The organism is Gorillibacterium sp. sgz306347 (assembly GCF_059735245.1).
On record NZ_JCAPET010000036.1, the window covers coordinates 22073 to 47556 of the forward strand.

24 protein-coding genes are annotated in these 25484 nt (G+C 59.7%); 7 read left to right on the forward strand and 17 right to left on the reverse strand.

What is annotated here, in order from left to right:
* Positions 1-169: 169 nt before the first annotated feature.
* Positions 170-919, reverse strand: a complete 750-nt coding sequence (locus AC6I6H_RS17095; RefSeq protein WP_497955194.1) for an IclR family transcriptional regulator — start codon at positions 917-919, stop codon at positions 170-172.
* 157 nt (positions 920-1076) lie between these two features.
* Here AC6I6H_RS17095 and AC6I6H_RS17100 point away from each other — a divergent pair, with 157 nt between their 5' ends.
* Positions 1077-2282: a superoxide dismutase gene (locus AC6I6H_RS17100; RefSeq protein WP_497955195.1), complete on the forward strand. Its 1206-nt coding sequence runs from the start codon at positions 1077-1079 to the stop codon at positions 2280-2282.
* Positions 2283-2392: 110 nt separating this feature from the next.
* Here the strand turns inward: AC6I6H_RS17100 and folE are convergent, their stop codons facing one another.
* The 7 genes from folE to AC6I6H_RS17135 all read right to left on the reverse strand — a co-directional run bounded on the left by folE (position 2393) and on the right by AC6I6H_RS17135 (position 7415).
* The gene (gene folE / locus AC6I6H_RS17105; protein WP_497955196.1) at positions 2393-2983 is read right to left on the reverse strand and encodes a GTP cyclohydrolase I FolE; all 591 of its coding nucleotides are present in this window, start codon (positions 2981-2983) and stop codon (positions 2393-2395) included.
* Between the two features lie 53 nt (positions 2984-3036).
* Positions 3037-3288: a YneF family protein gene (locus tag AC6I6H_RS17110; RefSeq protein WP_497955197.1), complete on the reverse strand. Its 252-nt coding sequence runs from the start codon at positions 3286-3288 to the stop codon at positions 3037-3039.
* 90 nt (positions 3289-3378) lie between these two features.
* Positions 3379-4407, reverse strand: coding sequence for an HD-GYP domain-containing protein (locus AC6I6H_RS17115; RefSeq protein ID WP_497955198.1), 1029 nt, complete (start codon positions 4405-4407; stop codon positions 3379-3381).
* A gap of 37 nt (positions 4408-4444) precedes the next feature.
* On the reverse strand, positions 4445-5578 hold the full coding sequence (gene queG, locus AC6I6H_RS17120; RefSeq protein ID WP_497955199.1) for a tRNA epoxyqueuosine(34) reductase QueG: 1134 nt from the start codon (positions 5576-5578) through the stop codon (positions 4445-4447).
* Positions 5579-5847: 269 nt separating this feature from the next.
* Positions 5848-6306, reverse strand: a complete 459-nt coding sequence (gene rnhA / locus AC6I6H_RS17125; protein WP_497955200.1) for a ribonuclease HI — start codon at positions 6304-6306, stop codon at positions 5848-5850.
* Between the two features lie 18 nt (positions 6307-6324).
* Positions 6325-6888 (reverse strand): DUF402 domain-containing protein, encoded by a 564-nt coding sequence (locus AC6I6H_RS17130; protein ID WP_497955201.1) that lies wholly within the window; start codon positions 6886-6888, stop codon positions 6325-6327.
* Between the two features lie 98 nt (positions 6889-6986).
* Positions 6987-7415, reverse strand: a complete 429-nt coding sequence (locus tag AC6I6H_RS17135; RefSeq protein WP_497955202.1) for a GNAT family N-acetyltransferase — start codon at positions 7413-7415, stop codon at positions 6987-6989.
* A gap of 314 nt (positions 7416-7729) precedes the next feature.
* On the opposite strand from AC6I6H_RS17135, the gene AC6I6H_RS17140 reads away from it, so the two are divergent.
* Positions 7730-8338, forward strand: coding sequence for a superoxide dismutase (locus AC6I6H_RS17140; RefSeq protein WP_497955203.1), 609 nt, complete (start codon positions 7730-7732; stop codon positions 8336-8338).
* Between the two features lie 466 nt (positions 8339-8804).
* Here the strand turns inward: AC6I6H_RS17140 and AC6I6H_RS17145 are convergent, their stop codons facing one another.
* Positions 8805-9533 (reverse strand): hypothetical protein, encoded by a 729-nt coding sequence (locus AC6I6H_RS17145; RefSeq protein ID WP_497955205.1) that lies wholly within the window; start codon positions 9531-9533, stop codon positions 8805-8807.
* Positions 9534-10587: 1054 nt separating this feature from the next.
* Positions 10588-11799, reverse strand: coding sequence for an A/G-specific adenine glycosylase (gene mutY / locus AC6I6H_RS17150; protein ID WP_497955206.1), 1212 nt, complete (start codon positions 11797-11799; stop codon positions 10588-10590).
* A gap of 174 nt (positions 11800-11973) precedes the next feature.
* Here mutY and AC6I6H_RS17155 point away from each other — a divergent pair, with 174 nt between their 5' ends.
* The 3 genes from AC6I6H_RS17155 (at position 11974) to AC6I6H_RS17165 (ending at position 16057) form a co-directional block, all read left to right on the forward strand.
* On the forward strand, positions 11974-12828 hold the full coding sequence (locus AC6I6H_RS17155) for a helix-turn-helix domain-containing protein (protein ID WP_497955207.1): 855 nt from the start codon (positions 11974-11976) through the stop codon (positions 12826-12828).
* A gap of 32 nt (positions 12829-12860) precedes the next feature.
* A complete protein-coding gene (locus AC6I6H_RS17160; protein ID WP_497955208.1) occupies positions 12861-13673 on the forward strand; it encodes a hypothetical protein in 813 nt (270 codons plus the stop codon).
* A gap of 1682 nt (positions 13674-15355) precedes the next feature.
* On the forward strand, positions 15356-16057 hold the full coding sequence (locus AC6I6H_RS17165; protein WP_497955209.1) for a DUF421 domain-containing protein: 702 nt from the start codon (positions 15356-15358) through the stop codon (positions 16055-16057).
* 360 nt (positions 16058-16417) lie between these two features.
* Here AC6I6H_RS17165 and glpK read toward each other — a convergent pair whose 3' ends face one another.
* The 3 genes from glpK to nadE all read right to left on the reverse strand — a co-directional run bounded on the left by glpK (position 16418) and on the right by nadE (position 19235).
* Positions 16418-17896 carry a glycerol kinase GlpK gene (glpK, locus tag AC6I6H_RS17170; protein WP_497955210.1) on the reverse strand — a complete coding sequence of 493 codons (1479 nt, stop codon included), beginning with the start codon at positions 17894-17896 and terminating at the stop codon, positions 16418-16420.
* A gap of 71 nt (positions 17897-17967) precedes the next feature.
* Positions 17968-18384, reverse strand: a complete 417-nt coding sequence (acpS, locus tag AC6I6H_RS17175; RefSeq protein WP_497955211.1) for a holo-ACP synthase — start codon at positions 18382-18384, stop codon at positions 17968-17970.
* Positions 18385-18425: 41 nt separating this feature from the next.
* Positions 18426-19235, reverse strand: a complete 810-nt coding sequence (nadE, locus tag AC6I6H_RS17180; RefSeq protein WP_497955212.1) for an NAD(+) synthase — start codon at positions 19233-19235, stop codon at positions 18426-18428.
* Positions 19236-19403: 168 nt separating this feature from the next.
* Between nadE and AC6I6H_RS17185 the strand changes: the two genes are divergently transcribed.
* Positions 19404-20156: a tyrosine-protein phosphatase gene (locus AC6I6H_RS17185; protein WP_497955213.1), complete on the forward strand. Its 753-nt coding sequence runs from the start codon at positions 19404-19406 to the stop codon at positions 20154-20156.
* A 680-nt stretch (positions 20157-20836) separates the two neighbouring features.
* Here AC6I6H_RS17185 and AC6I6H_RS17190 read toward each other — a convergent pair.
* Positions 20837-21277: a BrxA/BrxB family bacilliredoxin gene (locus tag AC6I6H_RS17190; protein ID WP_497955214.1), complete on the reverse strand. Its 441-nt coding sequence runs from the start codon at positions 21275-21277 to the stop codon at positions 20837-20839.
* A gap of 240 nt (positions 21278-21517) precedes the next feature.
* Here AC6I6H_RS17190 and AC6I6H_RS17195 point away from each other — a divergent pair, with 240 nt between their 5' ends.
* Positions 21518-22783, forward strand: a complete 1266-nt coding sequence (locus AC6I6H_RS17195) for a BaiN/RdsA family NAD(P)/FAD-dependent oxidoreductase (RefSeq protein WP_497955215.1) — start codon at positions 21518-21520, stop codon at positions 22781-22783.
* A gap of 82 nt (positions 22784-22865) precedes the next feature.
* On the opposite strand, the gene AC6I6H_RS17200 is transcribed toward AC6I6H_RS17195, so the two are convergent.
* Genes AC6I6H_RS17200 through AC6I6H_RS17210 form a run of 3 tightly spaced genes read right to left on the reverse strand, consistent with a single transcriptional unit; the run spans position 22866 to position 25320 of the window.
* Positions 22866-23291: an HIT family protein gene (locus tag AC6I6H_RS17200; protein WP_497955216.1), complete on the reverse strand. Its 426-nt coding sequence runs from the start codon at positions 23289-23291 to the stop codon at positions 22866-22868.
* Between the two features lie 47 nt (positions 23292-23338).
* Positions 23339-24607, reverse strand: a complete 1269-nt coding sequence (locus AC6I6H_RS17205; RefSeq protein WP_497955217.1) for an ABC transporter permease — start codon at positions 24605-24607, stop codon at positions 23339-23341.
* Complete coding sequence (locus AC6I6H_RS17210; RefSeq protein ID WP_497955218.1) at positions 24604-25320, reverse strand: ABC transporter ATP-binding protein; 717 nt, start codon at positions 25318-25320, stop codon at positions 24604-24606. The genes AC6I6H_RS17205 and AC6I6H_RS17210 overlap by 4 nt, the downstream gene beginning before the upstream one ends.
* Positions 25321-25484 lie beyond the last annotated feature (164 nt).

Sequence of the window (25484 nt, forward strand, 5' to 3'; positions counted from 1 at the left end):
AAGCTTCTGCATTTTGCAGCCTTCTGCATTATGCAGCTTTCTGCGATTGCAGCTTTCTGCGTTTGAAAGCTTCCGTGTTTGCAAGCTTTCTATATCTGCAAGCTTCACCGTTTGCAATCCTCTGCGGTTTTGAGGATTCTGCGATCCTTGCACGGTCGCGCGGCGGCCGCTATTGCGGGCTGAGCATGTTCCCCATCCGCTTGGCGGCTTCCATAATCAGCTCCGCATCCTCGCGCATTTTGTCCTCCGTGAGCCGGTTGGAAGGCCCGGACACGGCAAGGGCGGCCACCAGCCGGTGCGCGCGGTCGAAGATCGGCGCGGCCACGGCCGCCGCTCCCTCCTCCCGCTCCTCCATGCTGGTCGCGTATCCCTGTGCCTTCGTCTCCTCCAGCTGCTGCCGGTAGGCTTTCTTTTGCCCGCTTCCGGCCCACACCTTCGACGCCAGCAGGCGTTCGCCGATCTCGGGACCGGCAAAAGCGACCAGCACCTTGCCGCTTGCGCCCACATGCAGGGGGAGCCGAACCCCGACCGGAGCGACGCGGCGGATCGGCTGGTTGCTCTGCACCGCCTGCACGCGGATTCGTTCCAGGTCATCCCGGATGTACAGGCTGACCGTTTCTCCTATCCGGTCGCGAAGCCGTTCCATTTCCGGAAGCAGCAGCACGGCGGGGTCGCCCTCCCGCGACAGGTTGGCGGACAGTTCCCACATCCGGTAGCCGAGCCGGTAGCGTTCGGTCGCCGGGTCTCTTTGGATAAACCCTTTTCCCTCCAGAGAGGCAAGAAGACGATGCGCGGTGCTCTTGTGCAGCCCGACCCGCGCGGCCATTTCGGTCAGGCTCAGATCGCTGTCCTCCGCAAAGCACAACAACAGATCGAGCGCTCGTTCGACGGCCCGCACCGTCAGCTTGGCATCTTCCATTTTTCGAACCGCCTTTCGTTTCATTGAATGAAACCCTGTTACGCTCAGTATACCTCAGCGGGCACAGCCTGGCAAAGGCGGAGTGGTCATCCGGCATGAAACCGGGGCGGCGCAAATATAATGGCAGATGGAAGATCAGCCGAAAGGAGACAAACGTATGAGCCAAGAACCCCGCGCCGCCTGGCGGCTGCGGATCATTGAAGAAATCCGTTACTGGAAGGAGCGGGAAAAGGAACACGCCGCCCTGCTCCGGGCGCTCGCCCCGGAGCTGGAGCCCGAAGCGGAGGAGCTGTTGATCCGGTGGGAAAAGGAATTTGCCAAAACCGGCGCATATGCCGCACGGCTGAATCAGCCGGTGTCCGGGACCGCGGCCTGGGAGGACAGGCCGGATTTGGCGGCGCGCACGGCGGACCTGCTCCGCGTCTCGCTGGCCCAGTCGGAACGGTTCTCCTCCCATTTGCAGATGCTTTTTGCCGGCGAAGACGACGAGGATAACCCGTGGGCCGCTCCTTCCGCGGAAACGGCTCTGCGCTCCGAGGCGGTACGGATGAGCCGCCAATCCGAAGATTTTGTCCGCACGCTCCGCCCTTACCTCACCGATGAGCAAAACGATACTGTCCAGGGAACCGGGGATGACGAAGCGCTCGCCGCCGCGAATGCCGAAGAGCCGTCAAGCATTCCGCGCACCGCTACGGGAGAAGGGCTCTGGTCCGCTCCGCCCGTTCCCGATCAGCCTCCCGTTCCCATCGGAGGGCATACCCTGCCGCCCCTGCCGTATGCCTACAACGCGCTGGAGCCGCACATCGACGAAACCACAATGCGCCTGCACCATGACATTCATCATAAAAAATACGTCGACGATCTGAACAAGGCCGAACAGATGATGCAGCAGGCCCGCGAAACCGGCCAATTCGACCTCATCAAGCATTGGGAGCGCGAAGCGGCCTTCAACGGAGCGGGACATTACCTGCACACGCTGTTCTGGAACATCATGAACCCGGAAGGGGGCGGCAAGGCAACCGGCCCCATTGCGGCGCAAATTGAACGGGATTTCGGAAGCTTCGACGCGTTCAAAACGCATTTCTCCCAAGCGGCGGAAAAGGTCGAAGGCGGCGGCTGGGCGATCCTGGTCTGGAGCCCGCGCAGCCACCGGCTGGAAATTCTCCAGGCCGAAAAGCACCAGAATCTGTCCCAATGGGACGTCATTCCCCTGCTCGCGCTTGACGTCTGGGAGCATGCCTATTACCTGAAATACCGGACCGAACGCGGCAAATACATCGACGCCTGGTGGAACGTCGTCTACTGGCCCCATGTGAACGAACGGTTTGCCAAAGCCCGGCAGGTCAAGTGGCATCCGTATTGACGAACGCAAGCTTCCGCCGGCTCCGAACTCCATCGGGCCGAAGCGGTCCGGCCGCGCGCATACCGCAAAAAACAGGCAGGGGCTTGTCCCCTGCCTGTTTGCGCTTGCGTCTATTCTTTGATCAGCGACATGAATTCGGTCCGGAGCGCCACATCGCGGCGGAAAATTCCGCGCACGCCGGAGGTAATGGTTTTGCTTCCGTACTTCTTTACGCCCCGGGCGCACATGCAAAGATGCTCGGCCTCTACCACGACCATCGCCCCGTGCGGCTTCAACACCTCCATGATCACATCCGCGATCTCGGAGGTAATGCGCTCCTGCACCTGCAGCTTGCGCGTCACTCCGTCGACGAGACGGGCGAACTTGCTGAGCCCGGCGATCTTGCCGCTCGGAATATAAGCGATGTGCACCTTCCCGAAAAACGGAGCCATGTGATGCTCGCATTGGCTGTAGAAGACGATGTCCTTCACCATCACCAGCTCTTCGTGCCGCTCGTCGAAGGTAACGCCCAGCATTTCTTTGTAGTCGTTCCCGTAGCCGGAAAAGATCTCTTCGTACATGCGGGTGACCCGGGCGGGCGTGTCGCGCAAGCCCTCCCTGTCGGGGTCTTCGCCGATCAGGCGGAGAATGGCGCGGACATGCTCTTCGATTTGTTCCCGGTTCCGCTCCACCGTGTCGTTGCGAAGCTCCTCGGATGCCATTTCGCGTTACTCTCCTGTCTCTTTTTGAATCCTGTGCCGGCGCTTGTCCGGATTTACCGTTTGCGGCCCGGTTGTTTCCCCGGCGCCTGCGGTTTGCCGCCGCCCTGCTGCTGCTTCATCATCTGCTGCGCCTTGGCCAGCTGCTGGCGGTTCATGTTATACCCCATTTGCTTGGCCATCTTTTGCAGCATTTCGGGATCGCTCTGCATTTTCATCATTTGCCGGCGCAGGTAGAAGACGCCCACGGCAAACCCGATCACGATTCCCAAGATCAACGTAAGGATTGGAATGATGTAATCCCACATTTTCGCTTGTCACCTCAAATTTCTGATTCTGGAACCTACCTATGATACCACGCCCGCCGGGAGACGGACAAATCCCTTTTGCGGTTTCGGTTAAGGATGGACGGATTCGATAAAAACGGTGGTCTGGACCGCAAGATCGATTTCCTTGATTTCCACTTCGCCGTCAAACGCCTGCTTGACCACCCGCACAATCGGACGGCTTGGCAGTCCGCGGTGCTGCCCTACCACAACGCCCATTTCGCGCGTGGTGAGCCGGACCGAGGTGCCAGTCGGGTAAATGGAGACAATTTTCATAAACTGGACCAGCACCTCGTGATCCAGCTGCGTGCCGGCCATGGAAAGCAGCATTTCGCAGGCTTCGTGCGGAAGCATCGTTTTTCCGTTCTGCGCGTACAGAAGGTTGTCGTAGGTGTTGGCCACGGCGACGATTTTGGCGTACGGGTGGATGTGGTCGGCTTCCAGCCCCCGGGGAATGCCGGCGCCGTCCGGCCGCTCGTGATGCTGAAACGCCGCGTGAGCGATCAGCAGGCTGAATTCGCGCTTGTTCTTGAGCAGCTCAAACCCGCGCCAGGTATGATGCATATGCGGATCGGACGATTCATCGTCCGTGATCAGCTCCACCTTGCCGATGTCGTGCAGCAGCGCGCCGATGGCAAGCTCCTTCAGCTGTATCTGGTTGTAGCCCATGTTGATTCCGATTACAACCGAAAGGGTCGCCACATTCAGCGCATGGACGAACATAGCGTTGTCGCGGGTGCGAATATCCGTCAGCTGGATCATGACCTCTGCATTGTGCGACAGGTCCTCCAGCAGCCGGTCTACACTGACGCTGACTGCTTTGGAGGTAAAATCCTTCCCCGACCGGACGGCTTCCATCGCCTCGCCCAGCCGGTTCATGATCATCCGTTTGTTTTCATCCGAAACGGGTTCCTCGGGAATGACGTCCTCAAAATCGGGGTCCTGGATGTAAAGCATCGCGACTCCGATCCGCCGCAGGGTGGTGATCATATAAACGGTCAACTGAACGCCTTCGGCCAGGAGCACCGCTCCGCTTCCGGCAAAAATGGTTCTCCCCAAGTATTGTCCCGGTTCAACGGAATCCAGACTTACGTATCTCACCGTGGCCCCTCCTCGCGTTTGACTTGCCCTGTTGTCGTTATTCCTTTGGAGGCGATTCGCTTTCGCCCTGTGCGGGTTGACGGTTCAGCGCCTGTTCCGCCTCCGGCCCTCCGATGCGGCGCAGCGCCCAAGCGGCGGCCGAGCGGATTTCCGGCCGCGGATCGGCTTCCAGCAGCTCCGCGAGCGCGGGAATCGCGTTTTTGTCGCGGAACCGTCCGAGCGCGATGACGGCGTTGCGCTGAATCGGCTTTTTGCCCCGCCAGGCGGCGGCTCCCGAGCCGAAACGCTCCTTGAATTCGCGGTTGCTGATTTTCAAGAGCGGAAGCAAAAGCGGCTTTACCGTCTCCGGGTCCGGCTGCAAGTCGGCGTGATGCGTCCAGTTCAGCCCTTTGTTTTTCGGGCAGACGACCTGGCAGGTGTCGCAGCCGTACAGCCGGTTTCCGATCGCTTCCTTGTCCTCGTCCGGCAGTTCGTCCTTGGTTTGCGTAAAAAACGAGATGCAGCGCGTCGCATCAAGCTGCCCCGGGCCGACCAGCGCTCCGGTCGGACAAGCGTCCAGGCAAAGCGTGCAATCGCCGCAATCCTCGGTCACCGGCGTATCCGGCGGAAACGGAAGATTGGTCACCATCTCCCCGAGGTACACCCACGAGCCGAATTCCGGCGTAAGGATCGAGCAGTTTTTGCCGCTCCAGCCGATACCCGCCCGCTCCGCGACGGCCCGGTCGACCAGCGCGCCGGTGTCGACCATGCTTTCGGTGCGCATGCCGGGCACCCGCTCGCGGAGAAATTCCTCCAGCCTGGCAAGCCGGTCGCGCAATGCCTTGTGGTAATCCTCGCCCCAGGCGGACCGGGCGATGATGCCCCGGGTCGCGCCGGGCTCTGAGCGCGGCGGGTCCGGCAGCTTCGATGGATAAGCCACGGCGATGGCGATGATCGAGCGCGGCTCGTCAAACAGCAGCTCGGGACGGGTACGCTTCTCGATGTCCGTTTCCTCGAAGCCGCATTCGTAGCCCTTTTCTCTTCGGGTAAGCAGCGCCTGCTTCAATTCGGTAAACGGGTCTGCGGACGCAAACCCGATTTTGTCGATGCCGAGCGACGGCGCGGCGGCAACGATGTCCTGCTTCAACCGCAGCCAGTCCGTCGGTGTCGCATCCGGTATGCTGCGGATCAACGCTTGTACCTCCTTTATGAGCTCATTGCTAAAAAATTGGCCTGGTCAGCCAACCCTGCCGGATTTGGGCTTCCGGTCGCTGTTGTTTTCAAATTTCGTTCAATGAATCCCGCTTGTCTGCGGTGAAAATTTGAAAACAAAGGCGAACGCTGTGCTCCTTCAGCTCCAAAACCCTCCCGGGCCGGCTGCGCCAAACTGGATTTTATTACACTCGCTTCGCTCCGGATAAATGAGTTCCGGCATTCAACAAACGAGAACAGTTATCAGCCTCAATTATTAAGCGCCGCGCCTTTGGTCATGGCCACAATCGCGCCGCGGGCCAGCTCGTCGCAGCGGTTGTTCCACTCGTTGTCGCTGTGGCCCTTGACCTTGACGTATTCCACCTGATGGGTCTGCATGAGGGCCAGCAGCTTTTTCCACAGGTCCTGGTTTTCGACCGGCTGCTTCTTGCTGTTGACCCAGCCGTTCTTAACCCAGCCGCGGTGCCATCCCTGCTGAAAGCAGTTCACCAAATAAGCGGAGTCGCTGTAAACCTTCACTTTGCAAGGTTCCTTCAAACGCCCCAGCGATTCGATGACGGCCAGCAGCTCCATCCGGTTGTTGGTCGTGTTCGGCTCCGCGCCGGAAAGCTCCTTCCGGTGGCCCGCAAAAAACAAAACCGCCCCCCAGCCGCCGGGACCGGGATTGCCGGAGCATGCGCCGTCCGTGTAAATTTCAACCTCTTTCATGAATTCGCCCCTGTCGTTTCATAGCGTCCGGCCGTTTCCGTACCGGTCTTTCCACCATTCGTAATAGACATTCACCTGGCTGCGGTTAAACGGCTCTTCATTGCGCTCCGCGCGCTTCATCAGCTCGGAAAGCCCGTCCATCACCTTGCTCTCCACGGCGGTGGAGTAGTGATAGCATAGCTTGTGGCGCTCGTATTCGTCCTGGTCCACCAGAATCCGCTCCCCGCGCGGCGTTACGATCAGGTCAAGATCGTAGTCGATGTAGGTCAGCACATTCTCGTGCACATACGGCGGAGATGCCACATTGCAATAATACCGGATTCCGCTGTTTTCGATCAGGGCGACCACATTGTACCACGCCCCCGGAATAAAAAAAGACACGCCCGGGTTGCGGCTGTACCACTCGTTTCCGACCGCTTCCACAATGCGGGTGCGGCAGTTGACGGTGACGATCATATTCAGCGCCGCGTGATCCGGATGCAGAAGCTCCTGGGGGACCCGGCGGTTTTCCATCCACATGCGGTGCAGGCGGCCGTTATGTTTGAAGCTTTTTATAATAAAGTTATCGGCATCATGAGTCATTTGGAACACCGGCCTCTTTTTTTACCTTTCCTCCAAGTATACAAGAAAAGCATATCGGCGCGCCAATCGCGAACCGATATGCTTCAAAAGGGATGCGGTCAGTTGGATGACGCAATAGCCAGGGCGCGGTTGCCGATCGGCAGAAAACGCTCAAACCGCCCGACCGCGTCGAACACCGATAGCTCCTTGGAGTCGTCAGCCTCGTCCACGGCGATAAGGATGGTGCTGACTTCCCGCTGGCGAAAGCGTTTCTCGAGGGAGCGGATCAGTTCCTTGCCGATTCCCCGCCGGCGATAGCCGGAGTCGACCGCCAATTGATAGTAGTACCCTTTGTTGTGATCGATGGTGCCGATAATGACGCCAACGATCTCCTCATCTTCTTCAGCAACCAGGACGAGCTCGCTGTCCCAGGACAACTGCTTGGCGAGGGCGCTGTTGGTCTCCTCGTAGAGGGCTTCGGACAGAGCTTCAGCCAGCAGCCGGTTTATGAACAAATAATCCGACAGCCGAAAAGAACGAATGTGCATGCAGGTCTCTCCCCAGAAGATGATTATCCGATACGGAGTTTATTTTACGCCATCTTAAAGATAATTTCCTCCCCTTTTGCAGGAAAAAATGAAATTTTATTAACTTTTTAATCATAAATTTATGTAAACGCTTTATATAAAGCGCTTGCAAGAATGCGCCTTCCAGCATTTTGTATTCACCAGAAAATGAAGGGATTTAAGAAACCGGTCCGATCGGAAAAGTCAATGATTTTTGCAACAGACAGGCAGATTGTTTATAATAAAGGCAAGGATATTTTTACAATCCAAATTTACATATTCAGGAGGGATTCACCATGGCCCATCAATTGCCTGCTTTGCCTTACTCGAACGACGCGCTGGAGCCTCATTTCGACGCCCAGACAATGGAAATCCACCACGACCGTCACCACGCGACGTACGTGAACAACCTGAACGCTGCGCTGGAAAGCGCTCCGGAGCTCGCCGACAAAGCCGTCGAAGAGCTGATCGCGGATCTCAACGCCGTGCCGGAAGCCATCCGCACCGCGGTACGCAATAACGGCGGCGGCCACGCCAACCACTCCCTGTTCTGGCAGCTGCTCAGCCCGAACGGCGGCGGAGAGCCGACCGGCGCAATTGCGCAAGCCATCGAAAGCGAACTGGGCGGCTACGCCAAGTTCAAGGAAGACTTCACAAAAGCGGCGACGACCCGCTTCGGAAGCGGCTGGGCTTGGCTTGTGGTCAAAGACGGCAAGCTTTCCGTCACCAGCACCCCGAATCAGGACAGCCCGCTGATGGAAGGCGCTACGCCGGTTCTCGGCCTGGACGTTTGGGAGCACGCCTACTACCTGAAATACCAAAACAAACGCCCCGACTACATCGCCGCTTTCTGGAACCTGATCAATTGGGACGAAGTCAACAAACGCTACGAAGCCGCAAAATAACCCCCCGGAGCGTATCCGCTCCGACGGCAAAAGGCCTTCACCGGAATGTTCCGGTGAAGGCCTTTTTTACGGCTGCCGCCTTGGGCCGATGCCGAGCGAGGCGCGGAAAAAGAAGCCTGCCGCTTGAGTATCAGCGGCGTAGAACCTTTGGGAGGCCTCGGCACGCGGGACTTACCATGGCCACGCCGTGCAGGATTACCGCGCAGCCCCGGGGCCTCTGCGCGCGGGAGTTGCAGCATAACCCCCGGGCCGCGCCGTGCAGGGTTACCGCGCAGCCCCGGGGCCTCGGCGCGCGGGAGTTGCAGCATAACCTCCGGGCCACGCCGCGCGGGAATTACCGCGTTACCCCCGGGGCTGCGAGACGCAGAAATTGCAGTATAACCCCCCGGGACCCACCTCTCGTTAGGCGGCCGCTGGCAGACGGTTGCTTCTTTTGTATTTTTACGGTTTACCAGTGGTTACCCGCTTATTGTGCTTTGCGGCTTTCGGTTGCCGGGCGCTTGCGGTCGATCATTTTTTCCAGCGTGGGGGTCAGCCCGTCCTTCAGCTTTTCAATCAGCTGCTCGCGGCTGATGCCGCGCGCCTGGGCGATTTCCGCCAGCGATTTGCCGGACGCCAGCTCTTTCTCCAGGTCTTCTTTGGAGATTCCGATCATGGCGGCAATCCGGCTGAATTGGCCTCCGTGTTTGCCCGAATGCCGTCCATCCGGTCTTCCGGCTTCATAGAGCCCTTTTACGTCGACTTGCTCGGCCCAATAAGAGGCGAGCCGCGTTTTGATCCGCGCCGCGGTCTCTTCCGAGATCCTTCCGATCTTGACGGCCTCATCTAATCGCGCGCCGGTTTTGGCGTTGAGCCGTTCCAGCAGCGTCTCTTTTGCGATTCCCTGTCCGGTCGCAATATCCGAAAGGCTTTTTCCGGCTGAAAGCTGCGTCCTGACCTCCTGCTCGGTCAGCTCGAGCGCTTCCGCCGCGTCCGCATAGATCCGACCGATGGCGCGCTCCGCCGTTTTTCCCCGCCGCTGGGAGACGCCTGGTTTTACCGGAATGGCTTCCTTGGAGGCGGAGTCCGGCGATGCCGCCGGCTGCTCCAGCGCTGCGGGAGCGGTCCGGGTTTGCGCGCCTGCCGCGGCGGCGCCACCAAGCGCAAGCGACAGGGCGATGCCGCCAGCGATAAAGGTTTTCGACTGGATGTGCATGGAACCCCATCCTTTCTATGTAAAGCCACGATTTGGAATGGTCTTTCTTTCCTTTAGTCTACCCGAATTTGCTTAGGCTAAGCTTAAAGGATGCTTAAAAATACGTAAACGGTTACAAAAAGTTTCATCTCCTGCTCCAGACTGCGCGAAAAGACGGGAATGCAGCCTTTCGGAGCCTTCTTTCGAGCGCTGTTTGTTTCGGTTACCGTTTGAGATGCTCCTTTCAGCCACCATCACGCTCTGTCGCTTAAATACATTCATCATCCGTGGGCCCAGGGGTCGTGGTTGGCTAACGGTTGCCACAGGGCTTATTCGCTCTAAAATCGCCTTATTTTTTCGCTAACGGTTGCCACAGCGCTTATTTCGGGGAAAAACGGGCGAAAACAAGTAAAAAAGCGAAAATAAGCCCTGTGGCAACCGTTAGAAATTGAAAGTCCGCTTTTTGGGGCAAATAGCCGCTGTGGCAACCGTTAGAGAAACCCGGTAGTATATGATGGCCGTTGGTGCAGTGCAGCCCGACCCGTGAACTAACGGTCGCGAGAGCAACCCACAGGAGGATCGGGTTGACGCTAAAGAGCTCACTAGAGGATCAACTGCCGGTAGAGCAACAACCGGAGGATCGGCTGCCGCTTGTGCACCAACCAGAAGATCAAGCCGGTAGAACACCGACCGGAGCATCGGACCGGCGTTGAGTGCACCGGCCGGAGCATCGGACCGGCGTTGAGTGCACCGACCGGAGCATCGGACCGCCGCTAGACCAACTATCTGGGGATCGGACTGGCGTAGAACCCTCCCCGGGATCGGACCGCCATTAGGGCACCTACCATAGGAAGAGACGGCCGCTAGAGCAACCACCTGGAGATTGGACTACAGGTAATGTACCAACCCATGAAGTCGGACGGCCGCTAGAGCAACCACCTGGAGATTGGACTGCAGGTAATGCACCAACCCGGGAATCGGACGGCCGCTAGAGCAACCAACCGATTCGGACTGCCGCTAAAGCAACATGAAATCCGGGCCTGCGTGAACAGACGGCGCGTTCCTCCGAGTGGCCCTACGCGGGCGCAGGGCCGAATTCAGCAATCAGGCGGAGGAAGAGATTCGGGAACGCGTAGCGTTCCATCTCGTCCGCCGCCATCCAGGCATAGCCCGGCGGAAGGCCCGCCGCGCCGCCGCCCGGTTCCGCCAGCGAGCAGCGGAACAGCCGCATTTCCCAGCGCAGGTGGCTGAAGACGTGCTCCGCATCGGCCAGCCAGCGCGCGGGAACGACGCGCAGGCCGTCGGCCTCCGCGAGCCCGGCCGCCAGCGCGCGGGCCGCCTCCTCGCGAAGGGCCGCTTCCGCCGGCGTGACCGCGGCGTCGGCGGTTCCGCGCGCGTTTTTGCGCCGGCCGCCCCGGCCTCGGCCCGGGCTTTCCCCCGCGCCGTACGTGCCCTCGGGCCGGGCCAGCTCGACATGGGGCAGCTCCCACATGCCGGCGAGCAGGCCCGAATCGGGCCGGCGGCGGATCAGCAGGCGGCCGTCCTCCACGATCAGCGCAGCCGCCCGCTCCTGCAAGGCCGGGGGCTTCGCCTTCGTCTTCACCGGCAGCTCGTCCACCCGTCCGGCAAGCCTGGCCCGGCAGCGTTCCATCACCGGGCAAGTCAGGCAAAAAGGAGACTTGGGTGTACAAACCGTAGCGCCCAGCTCCATCAGGCCCTGGTTAAAATCGCCAGGCCCTTCGGCGGGAATCAGCGAACGGGCCAGCCTCTCGATTTTTACCCGCGTCGCGGGCTTGGCAATGTCGTCCTCCAGCAGAAAAAAACGCGACAGCACCCGCATCACGTTCCCGTCCACGGCCGGCTCGGGCTTGTCGTACGCGATGCTTAGAATGGCCCCCGCGGTGTAAGGGCCCACCCCTTTCAGGGCGGCCACCGCTGTCGGATCGTCGGGAACGACACCGTCGTACTCCTCTTTCACCTCGCGGACGGCGGCCTGCAAATTGCGGGCCCGCGAGTAGTAGCCGAGCCCTTCCCACGCTTTCAGCACCTCGTCCTCCGGCGCGTCCGCCAATGCTTCCACGGTCGGGAACTTTTCCATAAACCGGTTGAAATACGGAATCACCGTTTCCACCCGCGTCTGCTGCAGCATGATTTCCGACACCCAAATCCGGTAAGGGTCCCGGTTCTTGCGCCAGGGCAGATCCCGGTTTCCCCTCCGGTACCACTGCAAAATTTGATCGGTATAATACTGTTTGTCCGCATCGTCCAACCGAAAAGCTTCCTTCACGTGCGCTCCCCTTTCTTTTTGGGCTCCGACAGACCGTCTGACGAACCCCTCTCCCTCTATTAAAACAACCGCTTCGCGCGGGAAGTCCCGGCGGGCAGGATCTGGTATACTGGTAAAAAGACAAGCCGTCGGCGGCACGCCGCCGCATACACACCTACGGGAGGGACCGCCCTCATGCTGACGCCGGGCGAATTGGCCGCAAGGCTGAACAGGCTGGTTTTGTCTATTTTACTCGTCGGGCACAGCCGCGTCGAGCCGGATTGGCGGCAAGGGCCCTGGACGCTGAAATATCATTCGCTTTGGCTGGTCGTAAAAGGCCGCGGAACCTTTTTCATCGACGGAATCCGCTACCCGGCCGAGCCCGGAAAGCTGTTTTCGTTTACCCCTGGCATGATTGTGGAAAGGACGACCGACCCGGACGAGCCGCTGGAATACCGGTTTTTGCGCTTTCATTATACGGAAGTCTACGACGAGAAGGAAACCTGGGTTTTGCCGGAAGAACGGATCTCCCCTTTTCCGCTCAGCGGCATGTACAATGTTCAGCAGGTCCCGCATTTGGTCGATCTGTTTGAGCAGCTGCACCGGCTGTGGAAGCAGCGCGGCCATATCACCGCCATGCGGCGCAGACTGCTGCTGCAGGAGCTGATGCTATCGCTCGTTCTTGACTTTCGGGCGCAAAAAATCGCCGGTGACGCAACGGCCGCCATCGAGCAAACGCAGGACTTCATGACCGCCCACTACCGGGAAGCGTTGACCGTAGAGACTTTGGCCGCAATGGCCGGCCTCAGTCCGAGCCATTATACCCGGCTTTTTCGCAAAACGATCGGCTACAGCCCCATTGACTACCTGACCCATCTGCGGATCGACCGCGCCAAGGAACTGCTGGCCTTGTCCGATTACCGCCTGAAAGCCGTCGCCGAAAGCGTCGGCTATGCGGACGAGTTTTATTTCAGCCGCCTTTTCAAAAAGATTGAGGGCGTGTCCCCCCGGGAGTACGCCAAAAAACACCGGATCAAAAGCAACAACTGATAAACCTTGATCCGGCTACGGAGGAATCAAAATTGTCGTCTCAATCTTCATCCCCGCTGCGCGAATCCATCCGGCGGGAAGCCGAAAAAGCCCTCCCCTACGGTAGCCTGCTCACCGTCTGGGGGCTTCAATGGATCGCGGCTGCAAGCTTCGGCCAGTTGGCTCTGGCCGGCTTTTCTTTCTGGAGCCTGGAGCTTTCCCGCCGCGCTTCCGCCCTGTCGTTTTGGGCCGCTGCGGCCGTCAGCCTGCTCATCATCCTTGCCGGACTTCGTCGCAGAGCACGGGCAGGCAGAAGCCGGAGCGGAGCAGCTCCGGCCGTTTTGCGTCGGCCCGCGGCTCCAGCCGACGCCCCAGATGCTTCGCCCAGCCGCACCGCTTCACCCGCCAGCGCTGCCGCTTCGACCACCCGCAGCACCGCTTTACCTGTCAGCGCAGCCGCTCCGGCCATTCACAACACCGCTTCACCCGACAGCAGCATCGCTTCATCCGCCAGCGAAGCAGCTCCGGCCAATGCCGACAAACCCAGCTTCGCGGCCGGCCTTGGCCTTGGCGTGCTGGCGCTGCTTTGGCTCCTTCCGATGGCGCTTCCTTTTGCGCTGCGGACCGGCATCGCCTACTGGCCCGACCTCTGCCGTGCTTCACTGCTCACGGCGGTCTTTTTCCTGGCCGGCTTTGGCCTGCACCGGAGCTTTTACGCGCTCACCGCCTGGATGCTGGCGCTCACGCTGGTGACCTCAGCGTTCTATCTCGGCTTCGCCCCATTTGTGCTCGGGTTTATGGGGGGTTGCGCCCTGATTGCGTTCCGGCTGCTGCTCAGACGGCTCACCAGGTCGGCCGACTCGTAATTACAGCCTCCGCTTGCCGTATGCTCGCTGAGCCGGACACTATGTCCGCTGCGTCGGTGCTACGTCTGCGTTAAGCATTTGGCCTTTTGTATACGACGTCTAACTTATCTCCTACTTCAGCCAGGCTAGCCGCTAGGTCAACCTCTCGTTTTCGCCGAAAAACCAGCTGCGAGCGGGACCAAAACCGCTCCCTTCACTGCCGGCATCTTCTAATTGAGAAGATGCCGCCTTAAATAGAGCTCTCCCGCCTACGAATATTGCGAAAATGCATGATTTATCCGAAAAAGAGGCGCCGTGACGAAGATTACTGCATATGTGCAGTATTTTTACTCCCTCTCGCTCATTTTCAGCGAATATAGCCTCTGAATCCTGCACAAATGCATCATTTCTCGCCAGGTAGCTAAAAAGCCAGTCAGAATAATGCATTTTCGCAGGATTCGAGCAAACCGAAGCAGCATTTCGTTCTCCGGCGAGATTGTCCCCGTATCATGCCCGTCGCCAATCACTTCAACGTTCCTTACACACGGCTAACCAACGCTAAAACCTTACGTCGCTCCGAAAGCCCCAGTCTAACTACTGCAATTCATTCCGGCTACTCCCCAACTCGCAGCCCAGCCTACTGCGAATCGCTCCTACCACCTAAATCCCCGCCAGCCATACTGCTGCTTTCCCGTCGTCCCTTAACCCAGCAACCTTTCGCAATCCGTTCCGGCTACTCTCGCCCCCCCTACCTACTGCAATCCGTTCCGGCTACTCTCGCCCCCCTACCTACTGCAATCCGTTCCGGCTACTCTCGCCCCCCCTACCTACTGCAATCCATTCCGGCTACTCTCGCCCCCCTACCTACTGCAATCCGTTCCGGCTACTCTCGCCCCCCCTACCTACTGCAATCCATTCCGGCTACTCCCCGACTGCAAACGCAGCCAAGCCTATTAATAATCGCGCCTATCTCCCCGCTACCCATACCGCTCCCCTTACTCTCTCCCNACCTACTGCAATCCGTTCCGGCTACTCTCGCCCCCCCTACCTACTGCAATCCATTCCGGCTACTCCCCGACTGCAAACGCAGCCAAGCCTATTAATAATCGCGCCTATCTCCCCGCTACCCATACCGCTCCCCTTACTCTCTCCCGCCCGTCCTCATCCGCAGCCAACCTTCATTCCGTATACTTGTCCAGCCGCCCTTCACTCGCAGTAACCGGCCAAAAGTCTCTCCCACTGCCTTCATCCGCAGTTCCTGTCGTTCCCCCGCAGTTCCTCCGCCTTTGTTCACACCGCAAATTTCTCCTGCGCTCCAACGCTAGCCTTCCACACTGCTGCGCCTCTCCAGCCGCTTGCACTGCCGAGCCGGCGCAGCTCCACTAGCTTTTTCTTCCTGCTGCGTCCGCTGTCTTTTCCGGCTGTCATTTTCGTTCATTGATTTGTAACACAAATGAAATCTGTTTTTCAGGTTCATTTAATCTTCAAGGGGTAATCTACTACTAGCCCCCCTAATGATATAGATTTGGAACAAAACCTGCCGGGTTGACCGCCGGCAGGTTTTTTCCTGTTTGCATCACCGGATTCACACCGATTGGGAAAAGGGTAAAACATTTGAAGCGGATGCCTCCGTTCCGGGACGTTCTCGTGCCGAGGATGCATCCGCCTTTTTCCCACTACCTGAGAAGAAGGTGACGTGTACCATGGACTTCGCTTACATCGGCATTAAGCTGGCGGTCGGATTTGTCGGACTTTGGCTCATCACCCGCTTTCTCGGCAAAAAGGAAATTTCCCAGCTCACCCCCTTCGATTTCGTCTCTTCCCTGATCCTGAGCGAGATTGTGGGGAATACGATTTATCAGAAAGAAGTGAACGCGGGCCAGCTGCTGTTCGCTTTTGCAGTTTGGGCCGCCCTCTCCTATGCTTTTGAACTCATTACGCAAAAAAACAAGCGGCTCCGCGGGCCGCTTGACGGAAAACCTTCGGTTCTGATCGAGGACGGAGAAGTTGACTGGGAGCAAATGAAGAAAAACAAGCTGGATTTCGAGCAGCTCCGCATGATGCTGCGCGGCCAGAGCGTCTTTTCGCTGCGGGAAGTGGCGTATGCCGTATTTGAAACAAACGGCTCGCTCAGCATTCTCAAGAAGCCGGAATACGAAACCGTCCAGCGCGGGGACCTTCAGCTTCCTCCCAAAAAAGCCAGTTTCCCGGTCGGCCTGGTCGAAAACGGAGACATTCAGGACGAGCGTCTGGCCCGGATCGGAAAAGACCGCAATTGGCTGCTGAATCTGCTGACCGAGCAGGGCGAGCCGAACCCCCGCCACGTTTTGTACGCGGAGTGGGACCAGGAAAACGGGCTGTTCGTCATGCCCGCCGGCAAAGCCGACCGGCAGTTAAGGCCATAAGAACAGCCGCCCTTTCGGAGACCGGCTCCCTATCGGACGACCTGTCCGGTGAGAAGCCGTTCCCGTCAGGGGCGGCTGTTTGATTTCAAGTCAAAGGCGGGGATAGAGGGCGCGGGAAAAGAGGCTTGCTCGCACATCGCAGGGGGCTGGCTATCGCACATCGCAGGCGGTACACGCAGCCCGCTCCCGGCGGCCGCTTCTTGTGCCGAATCGCAGCTTCGCTCGAGCGCTGTTAGTCGGCCCCGCCTCATCGCGTGGTCCGTCCGGTCAGCGGAGCTGCCGCAGCACCGCCTCTCCTGCGCGGTAGCTTCGCTCGAGCGCGCTGTTACTCCGCCCGCCCCTGCAGCACAGTGCAACCGGTCAGCGAAGCTGCCGCAGCACCGCCCGTTCCCAGCCGCGGTACAGCGCTTCCCGGTGTTCGGCTTCCATCTCGGGGCGGAACCGCTCCCGTTCCACCCAGAGCTTGTGGAGCTCCCGGCGGCCGCTCCACAAGCCGGCGGAGAGCCCGGCCAAATAAGCCGCGCCGAGCGCCGTCGTTTCGCTTTCCTCGGGCAGGCTGACCGCCCGGCCCAGAATATCCGCCTGAAACTGCATCAGGAACCGGTTGCGCACCATACCGCCGTCCGCGCGCAGCTCGCTTAACGCGATGCCGGACTCGCGCTCCATCAGGCGGGTAACGTCGGCCGTCTGATAGGCAACCGCTTCCAATGCGGCGCGCACGATGTGCTCTTTGCGCGTTCCCCGGGTGATGCCCGTGATCATCCCGCGCGCGTCCGGGTTCCAGTACGGGGTCCCGAGCCCGTTAAAGGCCGGGACAAAATAAACCCCGTCGCTGTCGGGCACACGAACCGCCAATTCCTCCGACTCGGCTGCTTTGGCGATCAGGCCCATGCCGTCGCGCAGCCATTGAATCACCGCTCCCGCCGTAAATACGCTTCCCTCCAGCGCGTATTCGGTTTGTCCTTCCGCCTGCCAGGCTACGGTTGTGAGCAGTCCCTGCTGCGAAGCCTTCGGCTCGGCGCCTGTGTTCATCAGCAGAAAGCAGCCCGTTCCGTAGGTGTTCTTCAGCATGCCTTCCCGGTGGCAGGCCTGGCCGAACAAAGCGGCCTGCTGATCCCCGGCTGCGCCGCAAATCGGAATCCCGGGATAGCCGGGAATTCCCTCCGCGACGCCGAACATCCCGCCCGACGGACGAACCTCCGGGAGCATAGCCGCCGGAACGCCGAAGGCCCTGCAAAGCTCTTCGTCCCAAGCCAGCGTATGGATGTTGAACAGCATCGTCCGGGATGCGTTGGAAACATCGGTCGCATGGACGCGGCCTCCCGTCAGCTTCCAGATCAGCCAGCTGTCGACGGTGCCGAACAAGGCATCCCCCCGCTCCGCTTTTTCCCGGAGGCCGGGCACCCGGTCAAGCAGCCACTTCAGCTTCGTCGCCGAAAAATAGGGATCGATGACCAGACCGGTACGCGACCGGATTTCCGCCTCCCACCCGTTCTCCTTCAGCTCTGCGCAGTGCTCCGCCGTCCGGCGGCACTGCCACACGATGGCCGGATGCAGCGGCTTGCCGCTGTGCCGGTCCCAAACGACCACGGTTTCCCGCTGATTGGTGATGCCGATCGCCTCAATACGGCCCGCGCAGCGGGATACCGCCTCCAGCATCACCTGCCGCTGCGTGTCCCAGATTTCCTCCGCGTCGTGCTCCACCCAGCCGGGCGCGGGAAAGGACTGGGCGAACTCCCGCTGGGCGGTGCAGACGGAGCGGCCCTCCCGGTCGAACAGGATGGCCCGGCAGCTGGTCGTTCCCTGATCGAGCGCCAATATGTAGGACGGTTTTTGCATGCGAATCCGATTTCCCCTTTCCGACTTCGGGCCGCCCGCAAGCGCCCGCCGAACATCGGGACCCTCCGGCGTTATGCCGAAGGGTCCCGTTCCGATGATGCCAGCCGTTCCGCGACGGCAAACGCGCCGGCGGAAACAGCCGTATGGGTGATGCTGAGATGAACGCGCACCTGCTCCGGCGGCAACCCGAGCCGGCGCAGGGCGGCGGGCTCGATCCGGCATACGGGCCGGCCGTCCTGGCCGGGGACGACGGTGATGTCGTGCAGGCCCAGCAGCCGGCCGATGCCGCAGCCGAACGCCTTGGCCACCGCTTCCTTGGCCGCAAACCGGCCGGCCACATGCTCGGCCGCCCGGCTCTGGCGCGAGGCCAGCACGCTCCGCTCCGTTTCGTTCAGCACCCGCTCCACAAATCGCGGGCCCGCGCTTCCCGCCAGAATCCGCGAGACGCGATCGATTTCCGTCATATCCATTCCGATGCCGATGATCAAGATTTCGCCGCCTGTCGCTTCATTTTACCGATGGGGTCCGGTCAGATGCCGGGAATTTCCACCCGTTTATGGGTCGTCCGTTTATAGATGGCTTCCAGCTTCTCCTGGGCTTTCAGGTCGATCGTTTTGCCCTCCAGGTAGTCGCTGTTGTCGGCATATGTGATGCCGAGCTCGCCTTCATCCGTTTGCCCCGCCCAAAGGCCGGCCGTCGGCGCTTTGTCCAGCACGCTTTGCGGTACGCCGAGCGCTTGGGCCAGCTGGCGGACCTGCCGTTTGTTCAGCGTTTTGAGAGGCGTGATGTCGACCGCTCCGTCGCCCCATTTTGTGAAAAAGCCCGTAATGGCCTCCGAAGCATGGTCGGTGCCCACCACCAGCAGGTTGTTCGCTCCGGCGAGCGCGTACTGGATCACCATCCGGGTGCGGGCCATGATGTTCCCTTTGCCTTCCTTCGCCAGGGTATCGCCGGTTTTGGAATCGGCCAGCCCCTGCTCCACGATCGCCGCGGTACGGTCGACCGCTTCCTTGATGTTCGTCTCCGCCTTGTGCGTCAACCGGAAGGCCTCCGCAACCGCGTAGCTGTCGGAAATGTCCGCCTGTTGGTCATATGGCTGGAACACCCCGAGGGTTATGTACTCTTTGCCTTCTTCCGCGGTCAGCTCGTCCGTCGCTTTTTTGCAAAGTCCCGCCGCCACGGCGCTGTCAATCCCGCCGCTAATCGCAATCAGAAGTCCCCGGGCGCCGGCCTTTTTTACATATTCCTTGAGGAAGCCGACCCGGCGGGCAATTTCCTCCTCCACGTTAATGCTCGGTTTGACGCCGAGTTCGGCGATAATTTGCTCCTGCAAGCTCATCTTCACTCCTCCTTCTTTCTTTCTAACGTATAGGCTAATCCCTATTATACCAAAAAATCGCCGTTGAAACTTGACACGGGCACCCGACGCGGAGGGGTGGATTTTTCTCAGGGGCTCTGCTAGCATGGGCAATAAACAAAACGATGAAGCGGAAGGAGTTATGCCTTTATGATCGACATTCACTGCCATATTCTTCCCGGCGTCGACGATGGAGCGGGAACGATAGACATCGCTCTTGAAATGGCCAAGCTCGCCTACGCGGACGGGATTCGCGATATTATTGCCACGCCTCATTTCAATTCGACCTTCCGCGTCACAACGCCGCTGGTCAAAGGAATAACGGCGGAGCTGCAAAGCCGGCTGAACGAGCAGGGAATCGGCGTCCGCATCTACCCGGGCAACGAAGTCCGGCTGGAAAACTGGTATGAATTCGCGGCCGCGACGGAAAGCGGCGATTACTGCTTCCTGGGCGGAGAAAACGGAGCGTTCGCGCTGGTCGAGCAAAGCTGGACGGACTACCACCCGCGCAGCCTGGAAGCGGTCGAGCTGCTCCGGCGGCGCGGCGTGACGCTCATCGTTCCGCATCCGGAGCGCCACGGCTTTTTCCGGGCGAATCCCGGTCTGCTGACCGAGCTGCTCGACGCGGGGGCCTGGACGCAAGTGTCGGTCGACAGCCTGCTCGGCAAGAACAATGAAGAAGCGCTCGCTTTCGCTCATTGGCTGCTGGAGCGCGATCTCGTCTCCACGCTGGCGACCGACGCCCACAACGTGGTACGCAAGCCGAATTTGTCCGAAGGCTTCCGGCTTGTCGCCGAGCTGGCGGGAGCGGAACGCGCCCGCGAGATCGCTGCAAGGATGCAGCTGATTCTGGACACCGCGGACGGTGCCCATAGCGCGAAAACCGGCAGCCGGCTGGCCTGAGCCGGGAGAAATTTTTGCTGCGTCAACCGGCGCGTGCCAAACCGCGCCATTGATACGGGGTGCCGACGTGTATCGATCAACCGCGTGCACCAATCCTGCAAAAATGCAGCTATTTTCTGCGTAGAGTTTCTCTGCGCCGAACAGCCTTTTACCCGAAAATGCTTCGGTTATAGAAGGATAAGCTGTTCTACGAGGAACACCGCCGTGCCGCCAATCCAGCAAAAATGCAGCATTCTCCTGAGTAGACGAACCGCTTTCCCGAGAATGCTGCGATTATGCAGGATAGTTCGCCGTTTTCAGTCGGAATGCCTTCAAACAGCTGGCGATTGCTGTATTTTCGCAGTATTTTCGTCCAATCTCTCCAATTGGCGCATAAAATAATGCAGATTTGCAGCTTTTATCTCCCGTTCGGTGTTCTCTCCTCGCATCCGATTCGGCAGATCCGGCAATCGCACCTGCTGTCGGCCCTCCCCCGCACGATTCGGCAGATCCGGCAATCGCAGCCGCTGCCGGCCCTTCCCCGCATCCGATCCGGTCCGGCCGGTCAGGAGCCGCACCCTCCGTCGGCTCTACACCGCATCCGGTTTCCGCAATCGCATCCGCTGGCCGGTTCTCCGCCCGCCGTCCGCGCGAAAGCAGCAAAAAGCGGCGGCCCGCTTAGGGCCGCCGCTCGTTTTTGCTTACTTGGCGCAGTAGGTGTTAAACGCGCCGACCAGGTCGTTTGCGATCATGTCCGCACTGCGGTCCTCAATCTGATAACGCTGAATGAAGTGGACGAGCTTGCCGTCCTTGAACAGCGCGATCGAAGGAGACGAAGGCGGATATTCAGCCAGGAAGCTGGCGCGCGCTTCCGCGGTCGCTTCTTTGTCCTGTCCCGCGAACACCGTGAACAGGTGGTCCGGTTTGGCTTCGTTCTCGAGCGCTTTGGCGACGCCCGGGCGGCATTGGCCGGCGGCGCAGCCGCAGACGGAGTTGATGACAAGCAGGGCCGTGCCTTCGGCGGACCCGAGCTTTTCCTTCACTTCCTCCGGCGTGCGGAGCTCTTCCACGCCCAGCTTCGTCAGCTCGTCCCGCATCGGCTGTACGGTATCGCGCATGTATTGGTCAAAAGACATAATCATCGAAGTCACTTCCTTATCACTTAGTCAAAAGCATTGTCTATGACATATTATACACGTTGCTCCGCAAGATGAAAACCAAACCGCCTTTGCTCGCCCCTTCCGCTAGTACCGTCCCCCGCTTCCCGCTCTTCGTTCCGCAAGGCCTCCATTTGTTTGCCGCTTATCATCCTCTTTCCATTTCGGCTATACTGGATGGAGCACAAGGGCTCCGCCCTATTTTCAAACAAAAGGAAGATGCATGTGTCTTACGACGTGATTGTTATCGGAGCAGGCTCCGCAGGGCTGATGGCAAGCGTGGCCGCAAGCGGGCACGGCGCCCGGGTTTTGCTGCTCGACAAAGGCGAAAAGCTGGGCCGGAAGCTCGGCATTTCCGGAGGGGGCCGCTGCAACGTCACCAATGCGAAAGAGCTGGACGAGCTGATCCGCCATATTCCGGGAAACGGGCGGTTTTTGTACAGCGCACTGGCCGTATTCGGCAACCGGGACATCATCCGGTTTTTTGAGGACATGGGCATTCGGTTGAAGGAAGAGGACAACGGGCGCATGTTCCCCGTATCCGACAAAGCGAAGACCGTCGTGGACGCGCTGGTGGCAAAAGTGCGGGCGCAGGGGGTCGCCATCCGGGTGAACAGCCCGGTCCGCGAGGTGCTTTACGAAGACGGGCGGGTGCGCGGCGTGGAATTGCGTTCGGGGGAAATCATCGAAGCCCCTTCCGTCATTGTGGCTTCCGGCGGGAAGTCCGTTCCGCAGACCGGCTCCACCGGAGACGGCTACGCCTGGGCGGAAAAGGCGGGACATACCATTACCGAGCTGTTTCCGACCGAAGTGCCGCTTACCTCGGACGAGCCTTTTATCCGCAGCCGCGAGCTGCAGGGGCTTTCGCTGCGCCAGGTGCGGCTGACCGTCTGGAATCCGAAAGGAAAGGCGGTCATTTCGCATGAAGGGGACATGATCTTCACCCATTTCGGGCTATCGGGGCCCATCGCGCTCCGCTGCAGCCAGTTTGTCGTTCAGCTGCTCCGCAAGCAAAAGCTTGACGCGGTCAAGCTGACCATCGACCTGAGGCCGGATGAAACGGAGGATGAGGTGTACCGCAAAGCGTATGCCCTGTGCGAGGCCGATCCCCGCAAGGCGCTGCGCAATGTGCTGAAAAGCGAGTACCCGGACAAGCTGCTGCCGCTGCTATTCGGAACGGCCGGCCTCCGGGACGACCTCACCTTCGCCAACCTACCCAAGCAGGGGATGCTGGCGTTCGCCAAGGCGGCCAAAGCGTTCCCGGTTTCCGTAAACGGCACGTTGTCTCTCGAAGAGGCTTTTGTTACAGGCGGGGGCGTCCATTTAAAGGAAATCGATCCGAAAACGATGCAGTCCAAGGTGATGCACGGGCTGTATTTTTGCGGCGAGGTGCTGGACATTCACGGGTACACGGGCGGGTACAACATCACTGCGGCATTTTCAACGGGATACACGGCAGGAAAAAACGCCGCCTCCGCCGCTTCCGGTTAAACCGGGAGCGGGGAGACGGCGCCGGGCCGGCCATCGTCCGGCAAGCGTTCCGCCGGAACGTCCTTGCTTCGTTATGTATGGGTCAAGGGAGCTCCAAGTATTTGATCAGCTTTTCAATCATGCCCATGTACTGCTCGTCGTTGAAGTAAACCCGGTTCGGGTTCGCGTCGAACGGAAGCCCCCAATGATCGCCGTCCTTGTATTTCGGCACGATGTGAAAATGAATGTGCGGCATCGTGTCGCCATACATCCCGTAATTGATCTTGTCCGGCAAAAACGCCTTCTCGATGGCATTCGCCACACGGACGATGTCTTCCATCAGCTTCGCCCGGGTTTCCTCCGGAAGGTGGAACAGCTCGCGCTGGTGCTCGTTTAATGCGATGACGCAGCGGCCGTAATACGTTTGTTCTTTGTACAGGTAAAGCGTGGACACCCCAAGCTCGCAAATCTCGATCATCAAATGATCCAGCCGTTCGTCACGGCTGCAAAAAATGCACTCCCGCTGCATAAGCGACCTCCTTGCCCGCAGATCCCTCTCTGTGTTGTCTTTCTATACTAGCGAATTCCTTTTCCTCTGTCCATTCGAAGGACCGCGAAGCCGGAATAAACCGATGCGATCATGTATCCGGCTCCCACGGCGAGCGGAATGGCCAAAACCGCTTGGGCCGGAGGCAGTACAGGCAGCCATACCCCCGCCCCGATGATCAAAAAGCCCGGCAGCATGGAAACAAATACATATTTGCGCAGCGCCCCCATCCGGACGTCCGGCGGCCAGACGAACAGCCGGAACAGCCCGTGCTCCTCGAAGTCGCTCCACTGCAGGCGGACAAAATACGAAAGCAAAAAGCCCGACAAAATCCAGATCAGGGCAAACAGCACCGTATCGGCCGGGGTCAGACGGGTAAACAGAACGCCCAAGGTAAACAGCCCCGTCATTTGAAAATAAATCTTCATTCTCGCCCCGCTGCGCACAAGCGTTTTGAGCACGGCCTCGGCCAGCTTGTTCTCCGGCGTGCGCTTGCGGAACAGCCGGTTCGACGAGCGGAACAGAAACGGGCGGCGGCGCGGATAAGCCGGTTTTCGGACGGCAAAATCCCGCAGAACCAGGGCCAGGTACTTCGTTTTTGCTTTGCCGTCCCGGCGGACATCCTGAAGAAAAGAAGCGCTGTCCTTCATTCTCCATGCGAACATGAACGGAAGAACGGCCAATGCCCCGGCGGAAAACAGCCAGCCGGCCGGACCGCCCGCGATGATTACGTGCACGGCGAAGGCAAAGCCTGTGCCCAGCGCCAGAAACAGCAGCGTATTCAGCAGGTAAAGCTTCCACCCGGTGAAGCGGACGTCGAGCAATTGGCTCGCCAGCTGGCGCAGCAGCTTCAGCAGCCAGACAAACGTCAGAAGGGCCGCAATCGTCATACCGTCAAAGCCAAACTGCCGAACCAGAAGCGGAAGCAGCAGAGCGCCGGTTACAAGCGTTCCCGCAGCCGCCGCAATACCTGAATAGACCGCCCCCCATCTCCGGAACTTGCCGGCCCATCCCTGCCCCTGCAGGAAATGCAGCTGGTCGCCTTCTTCCAGAAAACACCTCATTGTTCCCGATGCTATGTACAAATATAGAATTACCCGAATTGCGCCTTCTGGAATCACGGAGAACCATTCCGGCGGCTGGTTCCACCAGAGCGCATAGTGATACGCCGCAATGGCGGCCGCGGGGAGAACAACGTACACGGCCACGGTCCAGTCGACGACCAGCCGAAGCACCCTCCATTGAAAAGCGAGATTGGCGAGCACGCGCCGGCGAAAATACCGCTGCGCCGCCGTCACGCTTCGTCCTCTCCTTCCGTCAGCGCCGTAAAGCAGTCGAACAGCGTCGCTTCCGGCAGCCCGCAGGTCTCCCGGATGTCCGCCAGTGTCCCTTTCGTCAAAAGCGTTCCGTTTGAGACAAGCAGGAACGTGTCGGCAATCCGCTCGGCTGTATCCAGCACGTGGGTGCTCATCAGAATGCCGGCGCCCCGTTTGCGCTCGTCGTTCAGCATGTCGAGAAAGTCGCGCATCGCTTTCGGGTCCAGCCCGATAAAGGGCTCGTCCACGATATAGACCTTCGGCTTGTGCAAAAAGCCAAGCACCAGCATGATTTTTTGCTGCATGCCTTTGGAGAAGCTGGAGGGCAGCTGATGACGCACCCCCGAAAGCCGAAACCGCTGCAGCAGCTCCTCGGCCCGCGCTTCAAAGGTTTCTTCCGGCAGTCCCATGGCCGCCGCCGCCAGCTCCAGATGCTCCCAAAGGGTCAGCTCGTCGTAGAGCACCGGGTGCTCGGGAACGTAGGAGTAGTGCTTTTCCCCTTCCCCGAACGCGACGGTTCCCTTTACGTCGGGCAGGAGGCCGAGGATGGCCTTGATGGTGGTGCTTTTGCCGGCCCCGTTCGGGCCGATCAGCCCGACGAGCTGTCCGGGCTGGACATCGAACCGGATGTCGTGGATGACCTCCGGCCTGTCGCGGTAGCCGGCGGATTCGAGATTCACCTGTAAAACCGTCATGTTGCGCCTCCAATGAGCTTGCTGTAAAAATGCGCGGAATCGTAGCCGCGCGGAACCAAACGCGTACGTGCGTGAGGCTCAACATATGAAGATGCGTGAAGCCGGGGGCTCCGGGCTTCCGGAGCGTTCAGCGTTTCGCGTGAAGCCGGGGGCTCCGGGCTATC

What these genes read in the sequence shown, in the direction of transcription:
- AC6I6H_RS17095 (WP_497955194.1), bottom strand. Translation starts at nt 919, where the DNA reads ATGGAAGATGCCAAGCTGACGGTGCGGGCCGTCGAACGAGCGCTCGAT.
- AC6I6H_RS17100 (WP_497955195.1), top strand. Translation starts at nt 1,077, where the DNA reads ATGAGCCAAGAACCCCGCGCCGCCTGGCGGCTGCGGATCATTGAAGAA.
- folE (WP_497955196.1), bottom strand. Translation starts at nt 2,983, where the DNA reads ATGGCATCCGAGGAGCTTCGCAACGACACGGTGGAGCGGAACCGGGAA.
- AC6I6H_RS17110 (WP_497955197.1), bottom strand. Translation starts at nt 3,288, where the DNA reads ATGTGGGATTACATCATTCCAATCCTTACGTTGATCTTGGGAATCGTG.
- rnhA (WP_497955200.1), bottom strand. Translation starts at nt 6,306, where the DNA reads ATGAAAGAGGTTGAAATTTACACGGACGGCGCATGCTCCGGCAATCCC.
- AC6I6H_RS17130 (WP_497955201.1), bottom strand. Translation starts at nt 6,888, where the DNA reads ATGACTCATGATGCCGATAACTTTATTATAAAAAGCTTCAAACATAAC.
- AC6I6H_RS17135 (WP_497955202.1), bottom strand. Translation starts at nt 7,415, where the DNA reads ATGCACATTCGTTCTTTTCGGCTGTCGGATTATTTGTTCATAAACCGG.
- AC6I6H_RS17140 (WP_497955203.1), top strand. Translation starts at nt 7,730, where the DNA reads ATGGCCCATCAATTGCCTGCTTTGCCTTACTCGAACGACGCGCTGGAG.
- AC6I6H_RS17145 (WP_497955205.1), bottom strand. Translation starts at nt 9,533, where the DNA reads ATGCACATCCAGTCGAAAACCTTTATCGCTGGCGGCATCGCCCTGTCG.
- AC6I6H_RS17155 (WP_497955207.1), top strand. Translation starts at nt 11,974, where the DNA reads ATGCTGACGCCGGGCGAATTGGCCGCAAGGCTGAACAGGCTGGTTTTG.
- AC6I6H_RS17165 (WP_497955209.1), top strand. Translation starts at nt 15,356, where the DNA reads ATGGACTTCGCTTACATCGGCATTAAGCTGGCGGTCGGATTTGTCGGA.
- glpK (WP_497955210.1), bottom strand. Translation starts at nt 17,896, where the DNA reads ATGCAAAAACCGTCCTACATATTGGCGCTCGATCAGGGAACGACCAGC.
- nadE (WP_497955212.1), bottom strand. Translation starts at nt 19,235, where the DNA reads ATGAGCTTGCAGGAGCAAATTATCGCCGAACTCGGCGTCAAACCGAGC.
- AC6I6H_RS17185 (WP_497955213.1), top strand. Translation starts at nt 19,404, where the DNA reads ATGATCGACATTCACTGCCATATTCTTCCCGGCGTCGACGATGGAGCG.
- AC6I6H_RS17190 (WP_497955214.1), bottom strand. Translation starts at nt 21,277, where the DNA reads ATGATTATGTCTTTTGACCAATACATGCGCGATACCGTACAGCCGATG.
- AC6I6H_RS17200 (WP_497955216.1), bottom strand. Translation starts at nt 23,291, where the DNA reads ATGCAGCGGGAGTGCATTTTTTGCAGCCGTGACGAACGGCTGGATCAT.
- AC6I6H_RS17210 (WP_497955218.1), bottom strand. Translation starts at nt 25,320, where the DNA reads ATGACGGTTTTACAGGTGAATCTCGAATCCGCCGGCTACCGCGACAGG.